Origin of the sequence: Tenacibaculum singaporense, from assembly GCF_003867015.1 — a bacterium.
Taxonomy (GTDB): domain Bacteria; phylum Bacteroidota; class Bacteroidia; order Flavobacteriales; family Flavobacteriaceae; genus Polaribacter; species Polaribacter singaporensis.
Genome location: NZ_CP032548.1, coordinates 3,100,253 through 3,116,125 on the forward strand (window position 1 = coordinate 3,100,253; position 15,873 = coordinate 3,116,125).

At 32.4% G+C, this 15,873-nt stretch carries 12 protein-coding genes; 7 read left to right on the top strand and 5 right to left on the bottom strand.

Annotation, left to right across the window (positions count from 1 at the left end; genetic code table 11):
* Nucleotides 1–24: 24 nt before the first annotated feature.
* Genes D6T69_RS13920 through radC form a run of 4 tightly spaced genes read right to left on the bottom strand, consistent with a single transcriptional unit; the run spans nucleotide 25 to nucleotide 3,512 of the window.
* Complete coding sequence (locus D6T69_RS13920) at nucleotides 25–768, bottom strand: hypothetical protein (RefSeq protein ID WP_125068433.1); 744 nt, start codon at nucleotides 766–768, stop codon at nucleotides 25–27.
* A 40-nt stretch (nucleotides 769–808) separates the two neighbouring features.
* Nucleotides 809–1,498: a YjjG family noncanonical pyrimidine nucleotidase gene (locus D6T69_RS13925; protein WP_125068435.1), complete on the bottom strand. Its 690-nt coding sequence runs from the start codon at nucleotides 1,496–1,498 to the stop codon at nucleotides 809–811.
* Nucleotides 1,491–2,798: a polysaccharide deacetylase family protein gene (locus D6T69_RS13930; RefSeq protein ID WP_125068437.1), complete on the bottom strand. Its 1,308-nt coding sequence runs from the start codon at nucleotides 2,796–2,798 to the stop codon at nucleotides 1,491–1,493. Before D6T69_RS13930 ends, D6T69_RS13925 begins: the two co-directional genes overlap by 8 nt.
* A 27-nt stretch (nucleotides 2,799–2,825) precedes the next feature.
* Nucleotides 2,826–3,512: a RadC family protein gene (gene radC, locus D6T69_RS13935; RefSeq protein ID WP_125068439.1), complete on the bottom strand. Its 687-nt coding sequence runs from the start codon at nucleotides 3,510–3,512 to the stop codon at nucleotides 2,826–2,828.
* A 155-nt stretch (nucleotides 3,513–3,667) separates the two neighbouring features.
* Here radC and trkA point away from each other — a divergent pair, with 155 nt between their 5' ends.
* The 7 genes from trkA to D6T69_RS13970 all read left to right on the top strand — a co-directional run bounded on the left by trkA (nucleotide 3,668) and on the right by D6T69_RS13970 (nucleotide 14,413).
* Complete coding sequence (trkA, locus tag D6T69_RS13940; RefSeq protein ID WP_125068441.1) at nucleotides 3,668–5,014, top strand: Trk system potassium transporter TrkA; 1,347 nt, start codon at nucleotides 3,668–3,670, stop codon at nucleotides 5,012–5,014.
* Nucleotides 5,014–6,513: a TrkH family potassium uptake protein gene (locus tag D6T69_RS13945; RefSeq protein ID WP_125068444.1), complete on the top strand. Its 1,500-nt coding sequence runs from the start codon at nucleotides 5,014–5,016 to the stop codon at nucleotides 6,511–6,513. Before trkA ends, D6T69_RS13945 begins: the two co-directional genes overlap by 1 nt.
* 279 nt (nucleotides 6,514–6,792) lie before the next feature.
* Nucleotides 6,793–7,383, top strand: a complete 591-nt coding sequence (locus D6T69_RS13950; protein WP_125068446.1) for a phage tail protein — start codon at nucleotides 6,793–6,795, stop codon at nucleotides 7,381–7,383.
* A gap of 202 nt (nucleotides 7,384–7,585) precedes the next feature.
* Entirely contained in the window at nucleotides 7,586–11,965 is a 4,380-nt protein-coding gene (locus D6T69_RS13955; protein ID WP_164506731.1) for a T9SS type A sorting domain-containing protein, read from the top strand.
* A gap of 24 nt (nucleotides 11,966–11,989) precedes the next feature.
* On the top strand, nucleotides 11,990–12,169 hold the full coding sequence (locus D6T69_RS13960) for a hypothetical protein (RefSeq protein ID WP_125068450.1): 180 nt from the start codon (nucleotides 11,990–11,992) through the stop codon (nucleotides 12,167–12,169).
* 62 nt (nucleotides 12,170–12,231) lie between these two features.
* Nucleotides 12,232–13,338, top strand: a complete 1,107-nt coding sequence (locus D6T69_RS13965) for a hypothetical protein (protein ID WP_125068452.1) — start codon at nucleotides 12,232–12,234, stop codon at nucleotides 13,336–13,338.
* Nucleotides 13,328–14,413, top strand: a complete 1,086-nt coding sequence (locus D6T69_RS13970) for a nucleotidyltransferase family protein (RefSeq protein ID WP_125068454.1) — start codon at nucleotides 13,328–13,330, stop codon at nucleotides 14,411–14,413. The genes D6T69_RS13965 and D6T69_RS13970 overlap by 11 nt, the downstream gene beginning before the upstream one ends.
* Here D6T69_RS13970 and D6T69_RS13975 read toward each other — a convergent pair.
* Complete coding sequence (locus D6T69_RS13975) at nucleotides 14,397–15,749, bottom strand: UDP-N-acetylmuramate--L-alanine ligase (RefSeq protein ID WP_125068456.1); 1,353 nt, start codon at nucleotides 15,747–15,749, stop codon at nucleotides 14,397–14,399. The two genes, D6T69_RS13970 and D6T69_RS13975, sit on opposite strands and share 17 nt — an antisense overlap.
* Nucleotides 15,750–15,873: the final 124 nt, after the last annotated feature.

Sequence of the window (15,873 nt, forward strand, 5' to 3'; positions counted from 1 at the left end):
TAAGTAAGCTCTCTTTATTTTTTACTAAAATTTTATTTGATATTTCTCAATTACCTTCATATTATTATCATAATACTCAGCAAACCAAGAATCTCCGTTTTTGTATAAAATTCCATTTTTATCTTTAATTACAAAAACATTTTTTACACTGGTTTTTAATGCTTGGAAAACAACTTCAGGTTTTGTGTTTACTAGTTGGAATCCGTTATTTATTGATTGTGCGTATAATACATTCTTTGTTGTGTTCTCTTCATTAGCTTTCTCAGTTTTATTTTTTACTACCTCAACAGCTGAAACTACAGGAGTAACTACTCCTTCTTTTACAACAGTTACTTCTTTTGATGGTGTATACTTATATTTTAATGTTTGTACTGATTTGAAAGCATTACGAATAGCTTCATGATAAGCTTTTTTATAATCTTTTTCTTTACTTCTTCCTGCTTGTGAAGTAAACACAACCTTGTTATAACAATCCCTTAACTCTACAATACTTTTTGTTGTTAACAAACTTGAATCATCCCTAACATCTCCTGTTAAAACTAAACACCTATTGTTTGCAGCCTCTTCAGGCAACTTTTCACCTTCTAAAAAAGCAGTAAAACCGTGCTTATTAAATAGAAATTTTGTTAATGAGCTTGTTTGATATTTGTCTTTGCCTTTTACAAAATCAAACTTAGTAGGTACTACAACATATTTATAGTTATTAATAGATTTTTGTGCAAAACTTGCTGATGTTATAAATAACGCTATTAAAAATATTTTTTTCATCTTTTATTGTTTTTGTTCTATATAATTGTTTCGTTTAAACCTATAAATATTTTTTTAACTCCATCAAGGTAGTTATCCGTTGTACTTCATTTTTTTTATCCTCTTGAGAAAAATGAATAGCTTTCATTCCTGAGCTTATTGCTCCCATTATATCTGCTTCATAACTATCTCCAATCATAACCGATTGATGTGCTTTTGCTCCTGCTTTACCTAAAGCAAATTCAAAAACTTTAGGGTTTGGTTTTTTAACTCCTACACATTCAGATGTGATTATATGTTTGAAAAACTTATGAATTCCTGATTTTTCTAGTTTTAAATTCTGCACTTCTTCAAATCCATTTGTAATAATATGTAAGTGGTACTTATTTTCTAAATATTGTAAAACCTCAATAGCATCGTCAAACAAATAGTTGAAATTTGGTAAATAACGGATATAGTCTTCCGATATTAAATTGATTAAATTATCAGAGGCTATATACTTTAAACTATCAAACGTTTCTTTTAATCTATAATACCTTAATGATGTTTTTTCTATCTTATCTTCCCTGTACAACCTCCAATATTTTAAATTTACTGGAATATAAGCTTCTAAAAATTCATCTATTGGAATGGTAATTTGTTGCTCTTCAAAAATTCTTTGAAATGTAAGCTTAGAATTTCTATCAAAATCCCACAATGTATGATCTAAATCAAAAAATAAATGTTTTATTTCTACTTCTTCTCTAAACATTTCCGACTATTTTAAGCATTGAATTGTATAATCTACTCCAGCCTCTCCATCTTAAATAGTTGCTCAAACTTTCATTATGAAACACTGTAATAAAAGTACCATTTACAGCTTTTACTTCATTTTTTAAATCTCTAATTTTCCCTAAAGACTGTTTTGGTGTCAACTTCATGTAATCATTTAACGTTGCATCCATTAGTGCGAAAGGAAATATTTTTAAAGGTGTTTGAATTTCAAAATCTAAATCATAAAAATAAAACGGTGTACAAGTACTTGCACGAAATCCTACATGAGTTGCATATCCCATTGAGTAATCCTCTTCTATTTCTAAATCTATTAACTGTTGATACGTTTCTGGTAAAGATACTCTTAAGTAATGTTGTCGTGAACGCTTAATAGGCATGTTTGTTATTGCTTCTAGTCGTTCTTTTTCTTTTTTTAACATTACAGGATTATTCATCGTGTAATATGACGGATGTAATCCTACACGAGCATAATCAACCATATCTTTTATTAGTAATTTAAACTTTCTTTTTGAAGAAGATACATTAGTATCAAATGTTGTGTAATCACCTATGAGAAAGAAAAAAATAGTTTTCACACCATAAGTTTTCTTCAACTCTATAATTTTTTGAAAAGTATCAAAAGGATCTTTTTTAATATTAAAAAGTACAGCAAATCGATCCCAAATGGTAAAAACCTTAAACTGAGAAGCATCTTTTAAAAAACCACCAAGAGTTCTTATAAAACTTTTATACTTATATGCATAAGCATTATCGACATCTATAGTAGAAAGATATTCAAATTTCCTTGTTGTGTGTTCAAAGTCAGGAAATTTTTGCTTCAATGTCTCTAAAAACTTATATGCCCAAACATCAACTAAAGGTTTTTCTAAAAATCCATTTTGATAAGCTATACTTTCACTTGCTGTAAACCGCCCATGTTTGTCTTTTATATGTGGTAGATACTCTTCATACCTCGAAATTAAGAAGAAGCTAGCAGCAAAAATGTCAAACGGAATTTCAGAAGCTTCAACTGTTGGAAAGAAACAAGGAACTTCATCCCATTTTTGAATAATTATTTCTACATCCTTTATACCTTGTTGAAATAACAACTCATTACTTTGAACAAAAAATTCTTTTCCCAAAGATACATTTGTATATGAAAACTTAGGTCCATTGTAAGCTACAAACTCCTCTACTTTACCTGTAAAATCAATCTGAACTTGTAAAATACGAGTAAATATATGTTTAAAAATATAACGTACTCTAGGAGTAACTTTATGGGTATAAATAAGTATCATAAATAGTAACTAGTAATCGTAAAACGACTATAAAATTCCTTCATCTGCAAAGCTAAAATAAGCTTTTTCGGTAACTATTAAGTGATCTAGTAATTTAATATCTAAAGTAACACCTGCTTGTTTAATCTTTTTAGTAATCTCAATATCTGATTTACTTGGTGATAATTTTTCTGAAGGATGATTATGACAAACAATTATTCCAACCGCTGAAAGTTCTAAGGCTCTTTTGTACAGCAATCTTACATCTACTAAAGTAGCTGTAAACCCTCCTTTACTTAATTGGTGTTTTGCTAATACTTTATTTGAATTATTAAGATATAATACCCAAAACTCTTCATATTGTAAATCACCTATAAGCGGTTGCATAATTTTTGCTACATCAGTAGAGCTTTTTATTTTAGGTACACCTGCTCTTTCTTCAAATTGTCTTCTTTTCCCAAACTCTAAAGCTGTTACCACAGATATTGCTTTCGCCTCCCCTATTCCTTTAAATTTCATTAACTCTTCTACGGATAGTTTTGCTAAAGCATTTAAGTCATTGTTTACTGATAACAATATTCTTTTTGCTAAAGCAACCGCGCTTTCATCTCTATTTCCAGAACCAATCAAAATAGCAACTAATTCGGCATCTGACAATACTGTTTTTCCTTTAGACATTAACTTTTCCCTTGGCCTATCATCTAATGCCCACGATTTAATAGAAATCTTTTCCATATGTTTTTCTTTTTTTCATAGCTCAATGTATTAATTCTATCACTTAGCTATAATTATTTAATTACTTTTTCTTATAGATTTATAAATATAATTCATTTTTTGCACAACCAAAAGAAGCACAGTATCTTTGCACTCTATCTTTTTTAATTTTTAATATGAAGATTATTATAGCCGGGGCTGGAGACGTTGGTTTTCATTTGGCTAAACTCCTTTCTTACGAAGCACAAGACACATATGTAGTCGATTTTGATGGTGAAAAATTAGAATATCTAAACAATCATTTAGATGTTATCACCAAAAAAGGAGACGCTACCTCTATAAAATTATTGAAAGAAATAGGTGTAAGCTCTGCCGATTTATTATTAGCAGTTACTGAAAGTCCTAATACAAACTTTACGATTTCTGTAATAGGTAAAGCATTAGGTGTTAAAAAAACAATTGCTCGAATTAGTAATCCTGAATTTTTAAACAACCCTTGTATTAATTTTAAAGATTATGGTGTAGATTTTATGATTTCTCCAGAAGAATTAGCTGCGGAAGAAATTAAATCTCTACTAAATCAGTCTTCGTTTAATGATACTGTAGCCTTTGAAAATGGAGTTTTTAATATCATGGGAACAACACTTGGATATAAATCTCCTATTTTAGACCTTACTGTTAAAGAAACTAAAGAGAAATTTTGTTTAGTAGACTTCATTACCATTGCTATAAAACGTGAAGGGACTTCTCAAACAATTATTCCTCGTGGTGATACTGAGTATAAAATAAACGACCAAGTATATTTCTCTGTACCAAAATATAGTATTGATAAACTATACCCCATCATAGGAAAAGAATACATAGATATTAAAAATGTGATGATCTTGGGAGGAAGCCGTGTTGGAAGAAAAACAGCGAGAAAACTCTGCAAAGATAACTTTAAAGTAAAGCTAATTGAAAAAGATAAAGACAAAGCCTTACAACTTGCAGAAGATTTACGTAATACATTAGTTATTTACGGTGATGGTAGAGATTTAGAATTATTAGAAGAAGAAAGTATTAGAGAAATGGATGCTTTTGTGGCTGTTACTGGAGACTCTGAAACCAACATCATGTCTTGTTTAGTAGCTAAATCTAAAGGTGTTAAGAAAACAGTAGCTTTAGTGGAGAATATGGATTATATTAACATTTCTCAAACTATTGGTATTGATACGTTAATTAATAAAAAATTAATTGCTGCAAGTAATATTTTCCGTCATATTAGAAAAGGAGAAATTGTAGCCTTAGCTAATCTGCATAATGTTGATGCTGAAGTTTTTGAATTTGAAGTACATCCAGGTGCTAAAGTAACTCAAAAAATAATTAGAGAATTACGCTTTCCTAGAGAAGCCATTATTGGAGGTGTAATTAGAAATGGAGAAGCATTAATGTCTTTTGGTGATTTTCAAATGCAAAGCGGTGATAAAGCCATTGTTTTTTGTTTACCCGAGGCCATAAATATTGTAGAAGACCTATTCAAGTAATGGAGAGCCTTAATCTTAAATTAGTCTATCGTTTTTTAGGAGTTACAGCAATCCTTAATGGATTGTTTATGTGGCTTGCTCTTCCTCTAAGTTTTTACTATGATGAATCCGCTAAATTAGGGATTTTAAACGCAGGAATTATTACTATAGCCATTGGCTCTTTATTGTTTTTTTTCAATAAACCCGATAATAAAAACATTCATAAAAAAGAAGGATACCTTATCGTTACTTTAGGATGGCTTACCTTATCGTTCACAGGAATGCTTCCTTACTTACTCACAGAAAGTATACCGAACGTAACTAATGCTTTTTTTGAAACAATTTCTGGTTACTCAACCACAGGTTCATCTATTTTAACCGATATAGAATCTATGCCTAAGGGTATTTTATTTTGGCGAAGTTGTACACACTGGATTGGAGGCATGGGAATTATTGTACTTACTATTGCTATTCTACCTTTATTAGGTATTGGAGGTATGCAACTTTTTATGGCAGAAGCTCCTGGACCTTCTGCTGATAAATTACATCCAAGAATTACTGATACAGCAAAACGTTTATGGCTAATTTATGTATTACTAACTGCTATTGAGTTTATATTATTAAAAGCAGCTGGAATGACTTGGTTTGATGCTATTAATCACGCTATGGCAACCGTAAGTACTGGTGGTTTTTCTACTAAAAATGCTAGTGTAGCTCATTGGAATGGTGCTCCATTAATTCAGTACATTATCATCTTTTTCATGTTTATTGCTGGTACTAATTTTGTACTCACCTATTTTGCCTTAAAAGGAAAAGTTAGAAAAGTTATACAAAGTGAAGAATTTAAATACTACTTTTTTGGTATTCTTGGAATAGCTACCATTGTAACTTTAATGATTATCTTTTTTCAAGATCCTAATCTACAAACTAGTATAGAACACCCTAGGGTATGGGGGAAAGTAGAAAGTGCTATAAGACATTCTTTATTCTCTGTTATATCTGTAGTAACTACAACTGGTTTTGTTACTGCCGATTTTACAATGTGGAGCTTTTTTGTTACCGCAATATTTTTCTCTTTATTTTTCTTAGGAGGATCTGCAGGGTCAACATCTGGAGGAGTGAAAATTGTTCGTCACATTATTATGTTGAAGAATAGCTTTCTTGAATTTAAAAAATCATTACACCCAAATGCCATAATACCTGTTCGCTATGATGGCAAAGCAGTTAATCAAACAATTATATTCAACATACTTTCATTTTTTGTACTCTACATGTTGATTTTCATAATCGGTACTGTTGTTCTAGCCCTTTTAGGTTTAGATATAAAGTCTGCTTTAGGAGCATGCGCTTCTTCATTAGGTAATATCGGACCTGCAATAGGTAGTGTTAGTCCTGTAGACAGTTTTAATCATTTATCAGCAGGTGCTAAATGGTTTTGCTCTTTTCTAATGTTAATTGGCCGTCTGGAGCTATTTACTGTGTTAATTTTATTAACTCCATTTTTCTGGAGAAAAAACTAACTTAGACAATACACTTACCAATAAATAACACTTCTGCTTAAACGTATATACCTTAAAAATATACGTTTGCATATTAATCGAGTACGCTTAAACAATAGAATTGAAGTTTAGTTCAGTTTGTTTTTAAATTTGGTTATAGAAAACAAATATTCAACATTTAGCAATTTTACACACTTGTAACAAAAACTGTAACCAACAAATAATTAATAAGTTACACAAAGCATATTGTTTTTTTTACTAAATTGTTGTTCTAAACATTAACTACTAAACTTTTTATTTATGGAACCATTTATCGGAGAAATCGTCATGTTTGGAGGAAATTTTGCTCCAAGAGGTTGGGCGTTTTGCGATGGTCAATTATTGGCAATCTCTCAAAACACAGCTTTATTTTCAATTTTAGGCACCACTTACGGTGGTGACGGAAGAACTACTTTTGCTTTACCTGATTTAAGAGGTAGAGCACCAATAGGACCTAGAAATGGACCTGGCTTAAGTGATTATAGATTAGGTCAAAGAGGAGGGGTAGAAACGGTTACCTTAAACATTACTCAAATGCCAAGTCATAATCATGCAACTCAAAACAATACAGCTGCTGACCAACATATTCAATTAAGTACTGATGCTGGTATTCGTAGTACTCCTCAGGCAGGAGATGTTCCTGCTGGAGCAAGTTTTGGATCTGGTATTAGTGCCACACCTGTAAATGCTTATGGACCAGCTAGCAATACTGTTAATGGACAAACTATTAGTGCTAATGCTGGTTTGAATATACTTAATACAGGTGGAAACCTACCACATACTAATATACAACCTTATTTAGCTATTAATTATATTATTGCTTTGGTAGGTGTTTTTCCTTCTAGAAATTAACTTATTTGCTATAATTCATTTGATAAAATAAAACTCTAGTGAAAATCATTAGAGTTTTATCTATAAAATAGCTTTAATTATTTAACCAATCATATACTAAATAAAAATGAAACATTATTACTTCAAACTCTTATTGAATATACTTGTTTATTCTGTGCTTATTTTTTCTAATAAGCAATTGAACGCTCAGACCCCTAGTACTATGGAATTTGGTTCATCAACTGTGGTTTTAGCAACTGGTACAAATCCTAGTGCAGATCAATCTGTTAATTCTCTTTTGAATAATTTTGATATGTCTAGTACTTCAGGTGCTTCATCTAGTGGGAATATCATTCTTGCTTTTGCTACAAGTGGAAACGGAGTGGGTACTGATGCTATTGGCGGAGCCTCTGATGCAGTATTAGCATGGGCTGGGAATGGTACTGCCTCTGTTGGTTCTGGAGCGCTATCAACAGATAGTGGAGGAGAAATTGGTATAACATCTATGCAATTTGCTTACCAGCAAGCTGTAGGTGCCAGTACTCTTAACTTTACATTCACTGGAAAAAAAGATGGTGCAACAGTAGGTACACTTGTCTTAGTAGCCCCTACTCATAATTCAGCTATTAGTATAGACCTCACCTCCCCAACAACTGGTTCCTTTTCAGATATTGATGAAATAGTTATCACACCTGCTACTGAGATTTTTGGAGGATTCTCTATAGATGAAATGATAGTTACATCTGCTGTTTCAAACACAGCTCCAGTAATTGGAGGAACAACCGCTGGTCAAAGTGTGAATGATAATAGTACAATTTCTCCTTTTTCTAGTATTACAACCACAGATACTGATGGAGATAACTTATCAGCAACCATCACATTAGATAATAATGCAAAAGGAATATTAACAGGTACGGGACTTTCTGGTACTGGTCCTTATACAATTGCAAGTACTACTCCCGCAGACTTACAAACAAAACTAAGAGCTTTATCGTTTAACCCAACAGACAATAGAACATCAACAACAGAAACCACCACTTTTACAGTAGTTGTTAATGATGGTACTGTTGATGATACGGACAACACAACAACTGTAATTTCAAGCGCCGTTGCACCTGCTGTTTCAAGTGTGAGTGTACCTACCAATGCTACTTACGTAACAGGACAAAATTTAGATTTTACCATAAGCTTTGACGAGGAAGTAACTGTAAATACTACTGGTGGTATACCTCAAATAGCTATTACCATTGGAGCTACCATACGCCAAGCAACCTACATTAGCGGTAGTGGAACAAATGCTTTAGTTTTTAGACATACGGTTCTTTCAGGCGATCTAGATACTGACGGTATTGCTGTTGGTTCTTTAGCTACTAATGGTAGTACTTTAAAAGATTCTGGAGGAAAAGATGCAAATCTAACTTTAAACAACATTGGATCTACTACGGGAGTTTTAGTAGATGCTGTTGCTCCAACCGTAACAAGTGTAGCGACCCCTTCAGGTGGAACTTATGTTGCTGGACAAGATTTAAACTTTTTTGTTTTTTATAGTGAAAATATAACTGTAAATACTACTGGTGGTATACCTCAAATAGCTATCTCTATAGGTAGTGATACTCGTCAAGCTGCCTATGTTAGTGGTAGTGGAACAAATACTTTATTTTTTAGATACACAATACAGACTGGTGATTTGGACACAGATGGAATAGCTGTCACAACTCTAACTGCTAATGGTGGTACACTAAAAGATGCTGCCAATAATGATGCTAACACTACCCTAAATAACATAGCAGATACTTCATCTGTTTTAGTAGATGCAGCTGCCCCAACTGTAACAAGTGTAGCAACCCCTTCAGGTGGAACTTATATTGCTGGGCAAGATTTAAACTTTTTTGTTTTTTATAATGAAAATATAACTGTAAATACTACTGGTGGTACACCTCAAATAGCTATCTCTATAGGTAGTGACACTCGTCAAGCTGTCTATGTTAGTGGTAGTGGAACAAGTACTTTACTTTTTAAATACACAGTACAAACTGGTGATTTGGACACAGACGGAATAGCTGTTACAACTCTAACTGCTAATGGTGGTACACTAAAAGATGCTGTTAATAATGATGCTAACACTACTCTAAATAATATAGCAAATACTTCAGCTGTTTTAGTAGATGCTGTTGCCCCTACCATATCCAGTGTTTCAATACCTAACAATGCTGCCAAAGTAGGTGATGCTATTACCGTAACTATTACTGCTAATGAAGCTGGACTCCTTTTAAACACTGGACTTATTAACGGAACAACAGTATCTGGACTTACCGATAACGGTGGCGGAAACTATACCGCTACTTATACCGTAGTAGAAGGAAATACTGATAGAGCTGCTGGAGACGATATTCCTGTAAATTTTATTTTAACAGACGCTGCTGGTAATAACTCTTCTGCTTTTACTACTGCTATTAGTCAAAATGCAGACGCTATCGATGCGAATTCTCCTTCAATCACTAATGTTTCAATACCTAACAATGCTACCAAAGTAGGTGATGCTATTACCGTTACTATTACTGCTAATGAAGCCGGACTCCTTTTAAACACTGGACTTATTAACGGAACAACTGTATCTGGACTTACCGATAACGGTGGCGGAAACTATACCGCTACTTATACCGTAGTAGAAGGAAATACTGATAGAGCTGCTGGAGACGATATTCCTGTAAATTTTATTTTAACAGACGCTGCTGGTAATAACTCTTCTGCTTTTACTACTGCTATTAGTCAAAATGCAGACGCTATCGATGCGAATTCTCCTTCAGTTTCCAATGTTTCTGTTCCTTCTGATGCTACTTATACTACTGGTCAAAATTTAGATTTTACTGTTAATTTTAATGAAAATACAAACGTAAATACTACCGGTGGAACTCCACAAATAGCTATAACCATTGGGACTACTACACGTCAAGCAGTTTATTTAAGTGGAAGCGGCACGAGTGCCTTAGTTTTTAGATATACAGTGCAATCAGGAGACTTAGATACTGATGGTATCGTAGTTGGTACATTAGCCCTAAATGGTGGTACGTTAAAAGACACTGCTACTAACGATGCTAACCTCACATTAAATAGCGTTGGTTCTACTACTGCTGTTTTAGTAGGTTCACAAAACTTTACTTGGACTGGAGCTACCAATAATGATTGGCATACAGCTTCAAACTGGGATCTTAATAGTGTTCCGTCTACAAGCGCAGATATTGTTATTCCTTCTGGATTAACAAACTACCCAACGGCTTCATCAGCTGTTACTTTTAACTCTTTAACAATTAATAATGGAGCCTCTTTTATACCACAAAGTACTGTTACTGGTACTATAACTTATAAAAGAAATTTACCAACTACAAACTGGTACTTAGTATCACCTCCTGTTGCTGGTGAAACTTTAGAAGATATTATTGCTAACCATACCTTGGCTTCTGGAACTGGTGGTAATTTAGGACTTGCTCCTTATAGCAATATTACTGGGCCTGCATGGTTATATGTTCAAAGTGGCAATACAGGAACAGTAACTAATGGAACAGGTGTTTCTATTAAGTTAGCTACTCCCGGAGAAGTTTCAATCAGTGGAACAGCTAATACTTCTAATATTGCTAAAGCTATTTCTACAGGTAGTAGAACTAACTACAACCTTGTAGGGAATCCGTATACATCATACATTAATTCTGCTAGTTTTACAGCTGCAAACTCATCTATACTTACTAGTGAAACCATTTGGTTATGGAACGGTACACAATATACTACCCGAAATGCAGTTAATCCAATTGAAATTGCTCCTGGTCAAGGATTCTTTGTAGAAGCTGCAGCAAGCAACAATATTATCTTTGCTTTTTCAAACCAAAGTCATCAAAATTCAGATACATTCATGAGGCAGGAACCTATTCCTTTAATTGAATTATTTGTTAACAATAACGATATCAAGAGGTCTACACAAGTCTTTTATGTTTCAGGAAAAACTACGGGATATGATAGAAGTTATGATTCAAAAATGTTTGGAGAAGACACTTCTGGCTTAGCTATTTTTACAGAACTACTCACTAATAATCAAGGGAAAAAATTAGCTATTCAAACGTTACCTGATAATGATTATGAAAATATGGTAGTTCCTGTTGGTTTAAGAGCATTGAGTGGTGAAGAGGTAACTTTTTCAATCAATACTAAAAATATACCAACAAGTATTAAAGTATATTTAGAAGATAGAATAAATAATGTTTTTACTAATTTATCTGAAGAAAACTACACTATTACTCTTAACAAAGATTCAAACAGTATTGGACAGTTCTATTTACATACTAGTTCTAAGAACCTAGAAGCTCCTACTATAATTCCTTCTTTAGACAACGTTAGTATTTACAACTCTTCTAACAACGAAATTACAATTGTAGGACTTCAAGCTAAAGCCAATGTATCAGTTTATTCTGTTTTAGGTAAAGAGGTTTTAAATAAAAACATTACCTCTAATGGAGTTAGTAATATAACTCTTCCTAAAATATCTACTGGAATATACATTGTTAAGTTAAACTCTGATTTAGGAGAAATTTCTAAAAAAATAATTTTGAAATAATCGAACTATTAAAGTCTGATAATCATGAAAAAAAACATAAAAAATACAAATCAAAATTCTAAAGATATTACTCGTAAAGAAGCCCTAAAAAAAATAGGAAGTTATGGTAAGTATGCCGCCTTAACTGCTTTAGGGACTTATATGATCTTAAATCCGCAAAAAGCGCAAGCTGCAAGCCCTGAGAGACCAGGAGATGGGTTTTAAAAAACATTTTCATTCAAAAGAACCCCGAAGAGTTTTCGGGGTTTTTGTATTTTGACAAGTATATGACCACAAAGAAACTCGAAAATAAACAGGTTGTTTGGTTTCAAGATAATAATGAATATCTTGTTGTAGAACCTCTAATTGCAGAAACGTTGTCTCTTCTAGACAAAAAAATCAGCAAAAAAGAAATTGTTTCTCAAATAACTAAGCAAGTCAACATTCCTTCTCAACAAGCAATTGACCTTGTTGCAGATATCGAGACTTTACTTATTTCTTCAGAAGAAAAAAACAATAAAAAGTTACCACCAGTAACTAGGCCTAAAACTTTTGAGGTTATAAAATACTACAGTGTAAATAGTTTGCTATTTAAAGTAAGTTATGCTTCTGATACCGAAGCTTTCTTAATACATCCAAAATTTGCTCATTTAGAAATTGACAAAATAGCTCAAACAGATCATCATTTTGAGGTATACAATGACACCAAATCTATTTCTTTTTCTGTTGACGATGCCCTTATTGGTACTTGGAGCTTAAAAGAAGTGCATTACTTTCAAGGGAAATTTTCAATGGAACTAGTGCAAAAAATCCATAAAAAAAAAGAAGATGAATGGATAGGTGTTTTTCATGCTTCAGCAGTTAGCAATCACAACAATTCTATTTTATTTTTAGGAGACTCTGGAAATGGAAAAAGCACGTCATTGGCATTATTACAAGCCAGTGGATTCACTTGTTTAGCTGATGATTTTGTGCCTGTTGACAACTCTTTAAATGTACATAGTTTTCCTTCTGCTATATCTATCAAAAAAAACAGTTTAGAAACACTACTTCCAATCTACCCTGAATTAAAAACATCTGCTCAATTTCATTTTAAAAAATTAAATAAAATTGTTCGCTACCTACCTACAAACAATCACGATTACTCACTAAAACTTCCTTGTAAAGCTTTAATTTTTATTAAATATAAAAAAGATAGTGATTTGATTTTTAACAAAATTTCGAACATTACAGCTTTTGAACAATTAGTTCCAGATTCGTGGTTATCTCCAATTCCTCAGAATGCTAAACTTTTTTTAGATTGGTTTGAAAAATTACCTTGCTATCAATTAACCTATTCTGATAATGAAAAAATGATTGAAACTGTAAAAAAAGTATTTGCTAATGAATTATAAAGACACCTTGTTATTTATTGGAAAATGTTTAACAATCACCCACGATAAGCATAATTATAAGTTAGTTGGAGAAAAAATTAAATCAGGATTGGTTGACTGGGACGCTGTAGTTAAAGTAAGTACAACCCACTATGTTTTCCCAGCATTATATTGTAATTTAAAACGAGCTGACTTCTTACACTATTTACCAACTGTTTTAGTAGAGTACATGCAACACATTACTGACCTAAACAGAGAGCGAAATAAACATATTATAACTGAAGCTAAAGAAATCAACCAGATTTTGCTCTCAAATAACATCACTCCTATTTTTTTAAAAGGAACTGGTAATTTGCTTGAAGGTTTATATGAAGATATTGCTGAACGTATGGTGGGAGATATTGATTTTTTAGTAGAGAAAAAACATATCCAAACGACCTATAAGCTTCTACAAACTAACGGGTATACCAATAAAATTTCTGAGCTTTTTGAGGATCATAGACATCTACCTAGAATTACACATCCAAATAAGACTGCCGCTGTAGAAATTCATAAAGATATATTAAGAAAAGACAAGACAACATTTTTTAATTACAATAGTATCAAAGATTCTCTATTGAATGTAAATGATGTCACTGTACTGTCTCTCAAAAACCAAATCAAATTAACCGTTTTTTCTAAACTAGTAAATGACTACAATTACTTTTTAAAGAACATTAATCTTCGAGGTGCCTATGACGTTTTTTTACTAGGAAATAAGTTAAAAGTACAAACCAAAATATATGATAATAACCTATCTAAACAATTAAATGCTGGTTTAGAATTATATAGTAAACTTCTGTCAAAGCCTAAAAACCTTCAATATACTTCTGATAAAAAAAGTCAACAATATGTATCTGGTTGTTTACAGAGTTTGTCTCCAAATCGATATTACAAAATAAAGAAACTGGTATTAAAATACTACTTAAAAACATCAACAAGGCTTCATATTTTATGTAAAGCCTTATTTAAAAAATCATACTTTAAGTTTGTCTTTTCTAAAATAACTGATATTAGCTGGTTAAAAAGGAAATTAGGCTTTACACCAGACCTTTAACCTCATCAAAGTCTAAACCTCCATAATTACCTGAGCTCATCAACAACAAAGCAGCATTTTCAAGGTTTTTACTAAATAGGAATTCTTTAAATTCTTCCGGATTCGTATATATAATCAAATCATCTCGTTCAAAAGCCTTCGCTATTTGTTCTTCAGAAACTTCTTCCAGCTGTTTAATTTTTACTGCGTGGGGAGAATAAAACACTACTGCTTTATCAGCCTTATCTAGAGCTCCTTTGTACTCTGATAAAAACTCAGCGTTTAGGCTTGAATAAGTATGAAGCTCTAAACATGCTAACAAAGTTCTATTCGAATATTGATCTTTAACCGCTGCTGTCGTAGCTGCTACTTTAGATGGTGAATGTGCAAAATCTTTAAACACAACTGTTGATGAATTTTCAGCAATCTTTTCTAAACGTTTACTTGCACCTTTAAAACTTGCTATCGCTTCGTAAAACTCATCTTCATCAATTCCCATGTGCTGACATATCCACTTCGCTCCTGCCAAGTTTTGTAAGTTATGTTCTCCAAAAATTTCCAATGGTAAATCTCCTTCTTCCGTTTCCAAATAGGTAATTCCGTTATCAATAAAATAATCTGGGGTTTTATAAGGATACTTTTTTATCGGGTGATTAGAATTTTCAATAACCTCCTTTAAAATGGCATCTTCCTCATTATACACCATAATTCCTCCATTCGTCAAAGAATCTGTAAAAATTGAAAACTGTTCAACATAGTTTTCAAAAGTTGGGAATACATTAATATGATCCCAAGCAATTCCACTTAACAATGCAATGTTCGGTTTGTACAAATGAAACTTCGGTCGCATATCTATAGGAGAACTTAAATACTCATCACCTTCCAAAACAATAAATTCATTTTCTTCGGTTAAATGTACCATTGTATCAAAACCATCTAGCTGAGCTCCTACCATGTAATCCACTTCTTTATCATGATAATTCAACACATGTAAAACCATAGAAGTAATTGTTGTTTTTCCATGAGAACCACCTATAACCACACGAGTTTTATCTTTAGATTGCTCATATAAAAACTCTGGATATGAATAAATTTTCACTCCAAGTTCTTGCGCCTTTAACAACTCTGGGTTATCCTTTTTTGCATGCATTCCTAAAATTACTGCATCTAAATCGGTAGTTATTTTTTCTGGAAACCAACCAAACTCATTCGGTAATAAACCTTTATTTGCTAAACGAGTTTTTGAAGGATCATGAATCGTATCATCACTACCTGTTATTTGGTATCCTTTTTGTTGTAATGCGATTGCTAGGTTATGCATTGCGCTACCTCCGATAGCTATAAAGTGAATTTTCATAGTGTTGTTATCTGTGATATAGGCATCAAAAATACAAAACCAAGCGAGAATTTTAAGTATCTTTAAATCGAAACTCTTTAAATAGCTATGTTCACTCACTCAAATAGTATCTTTACAAACTTCA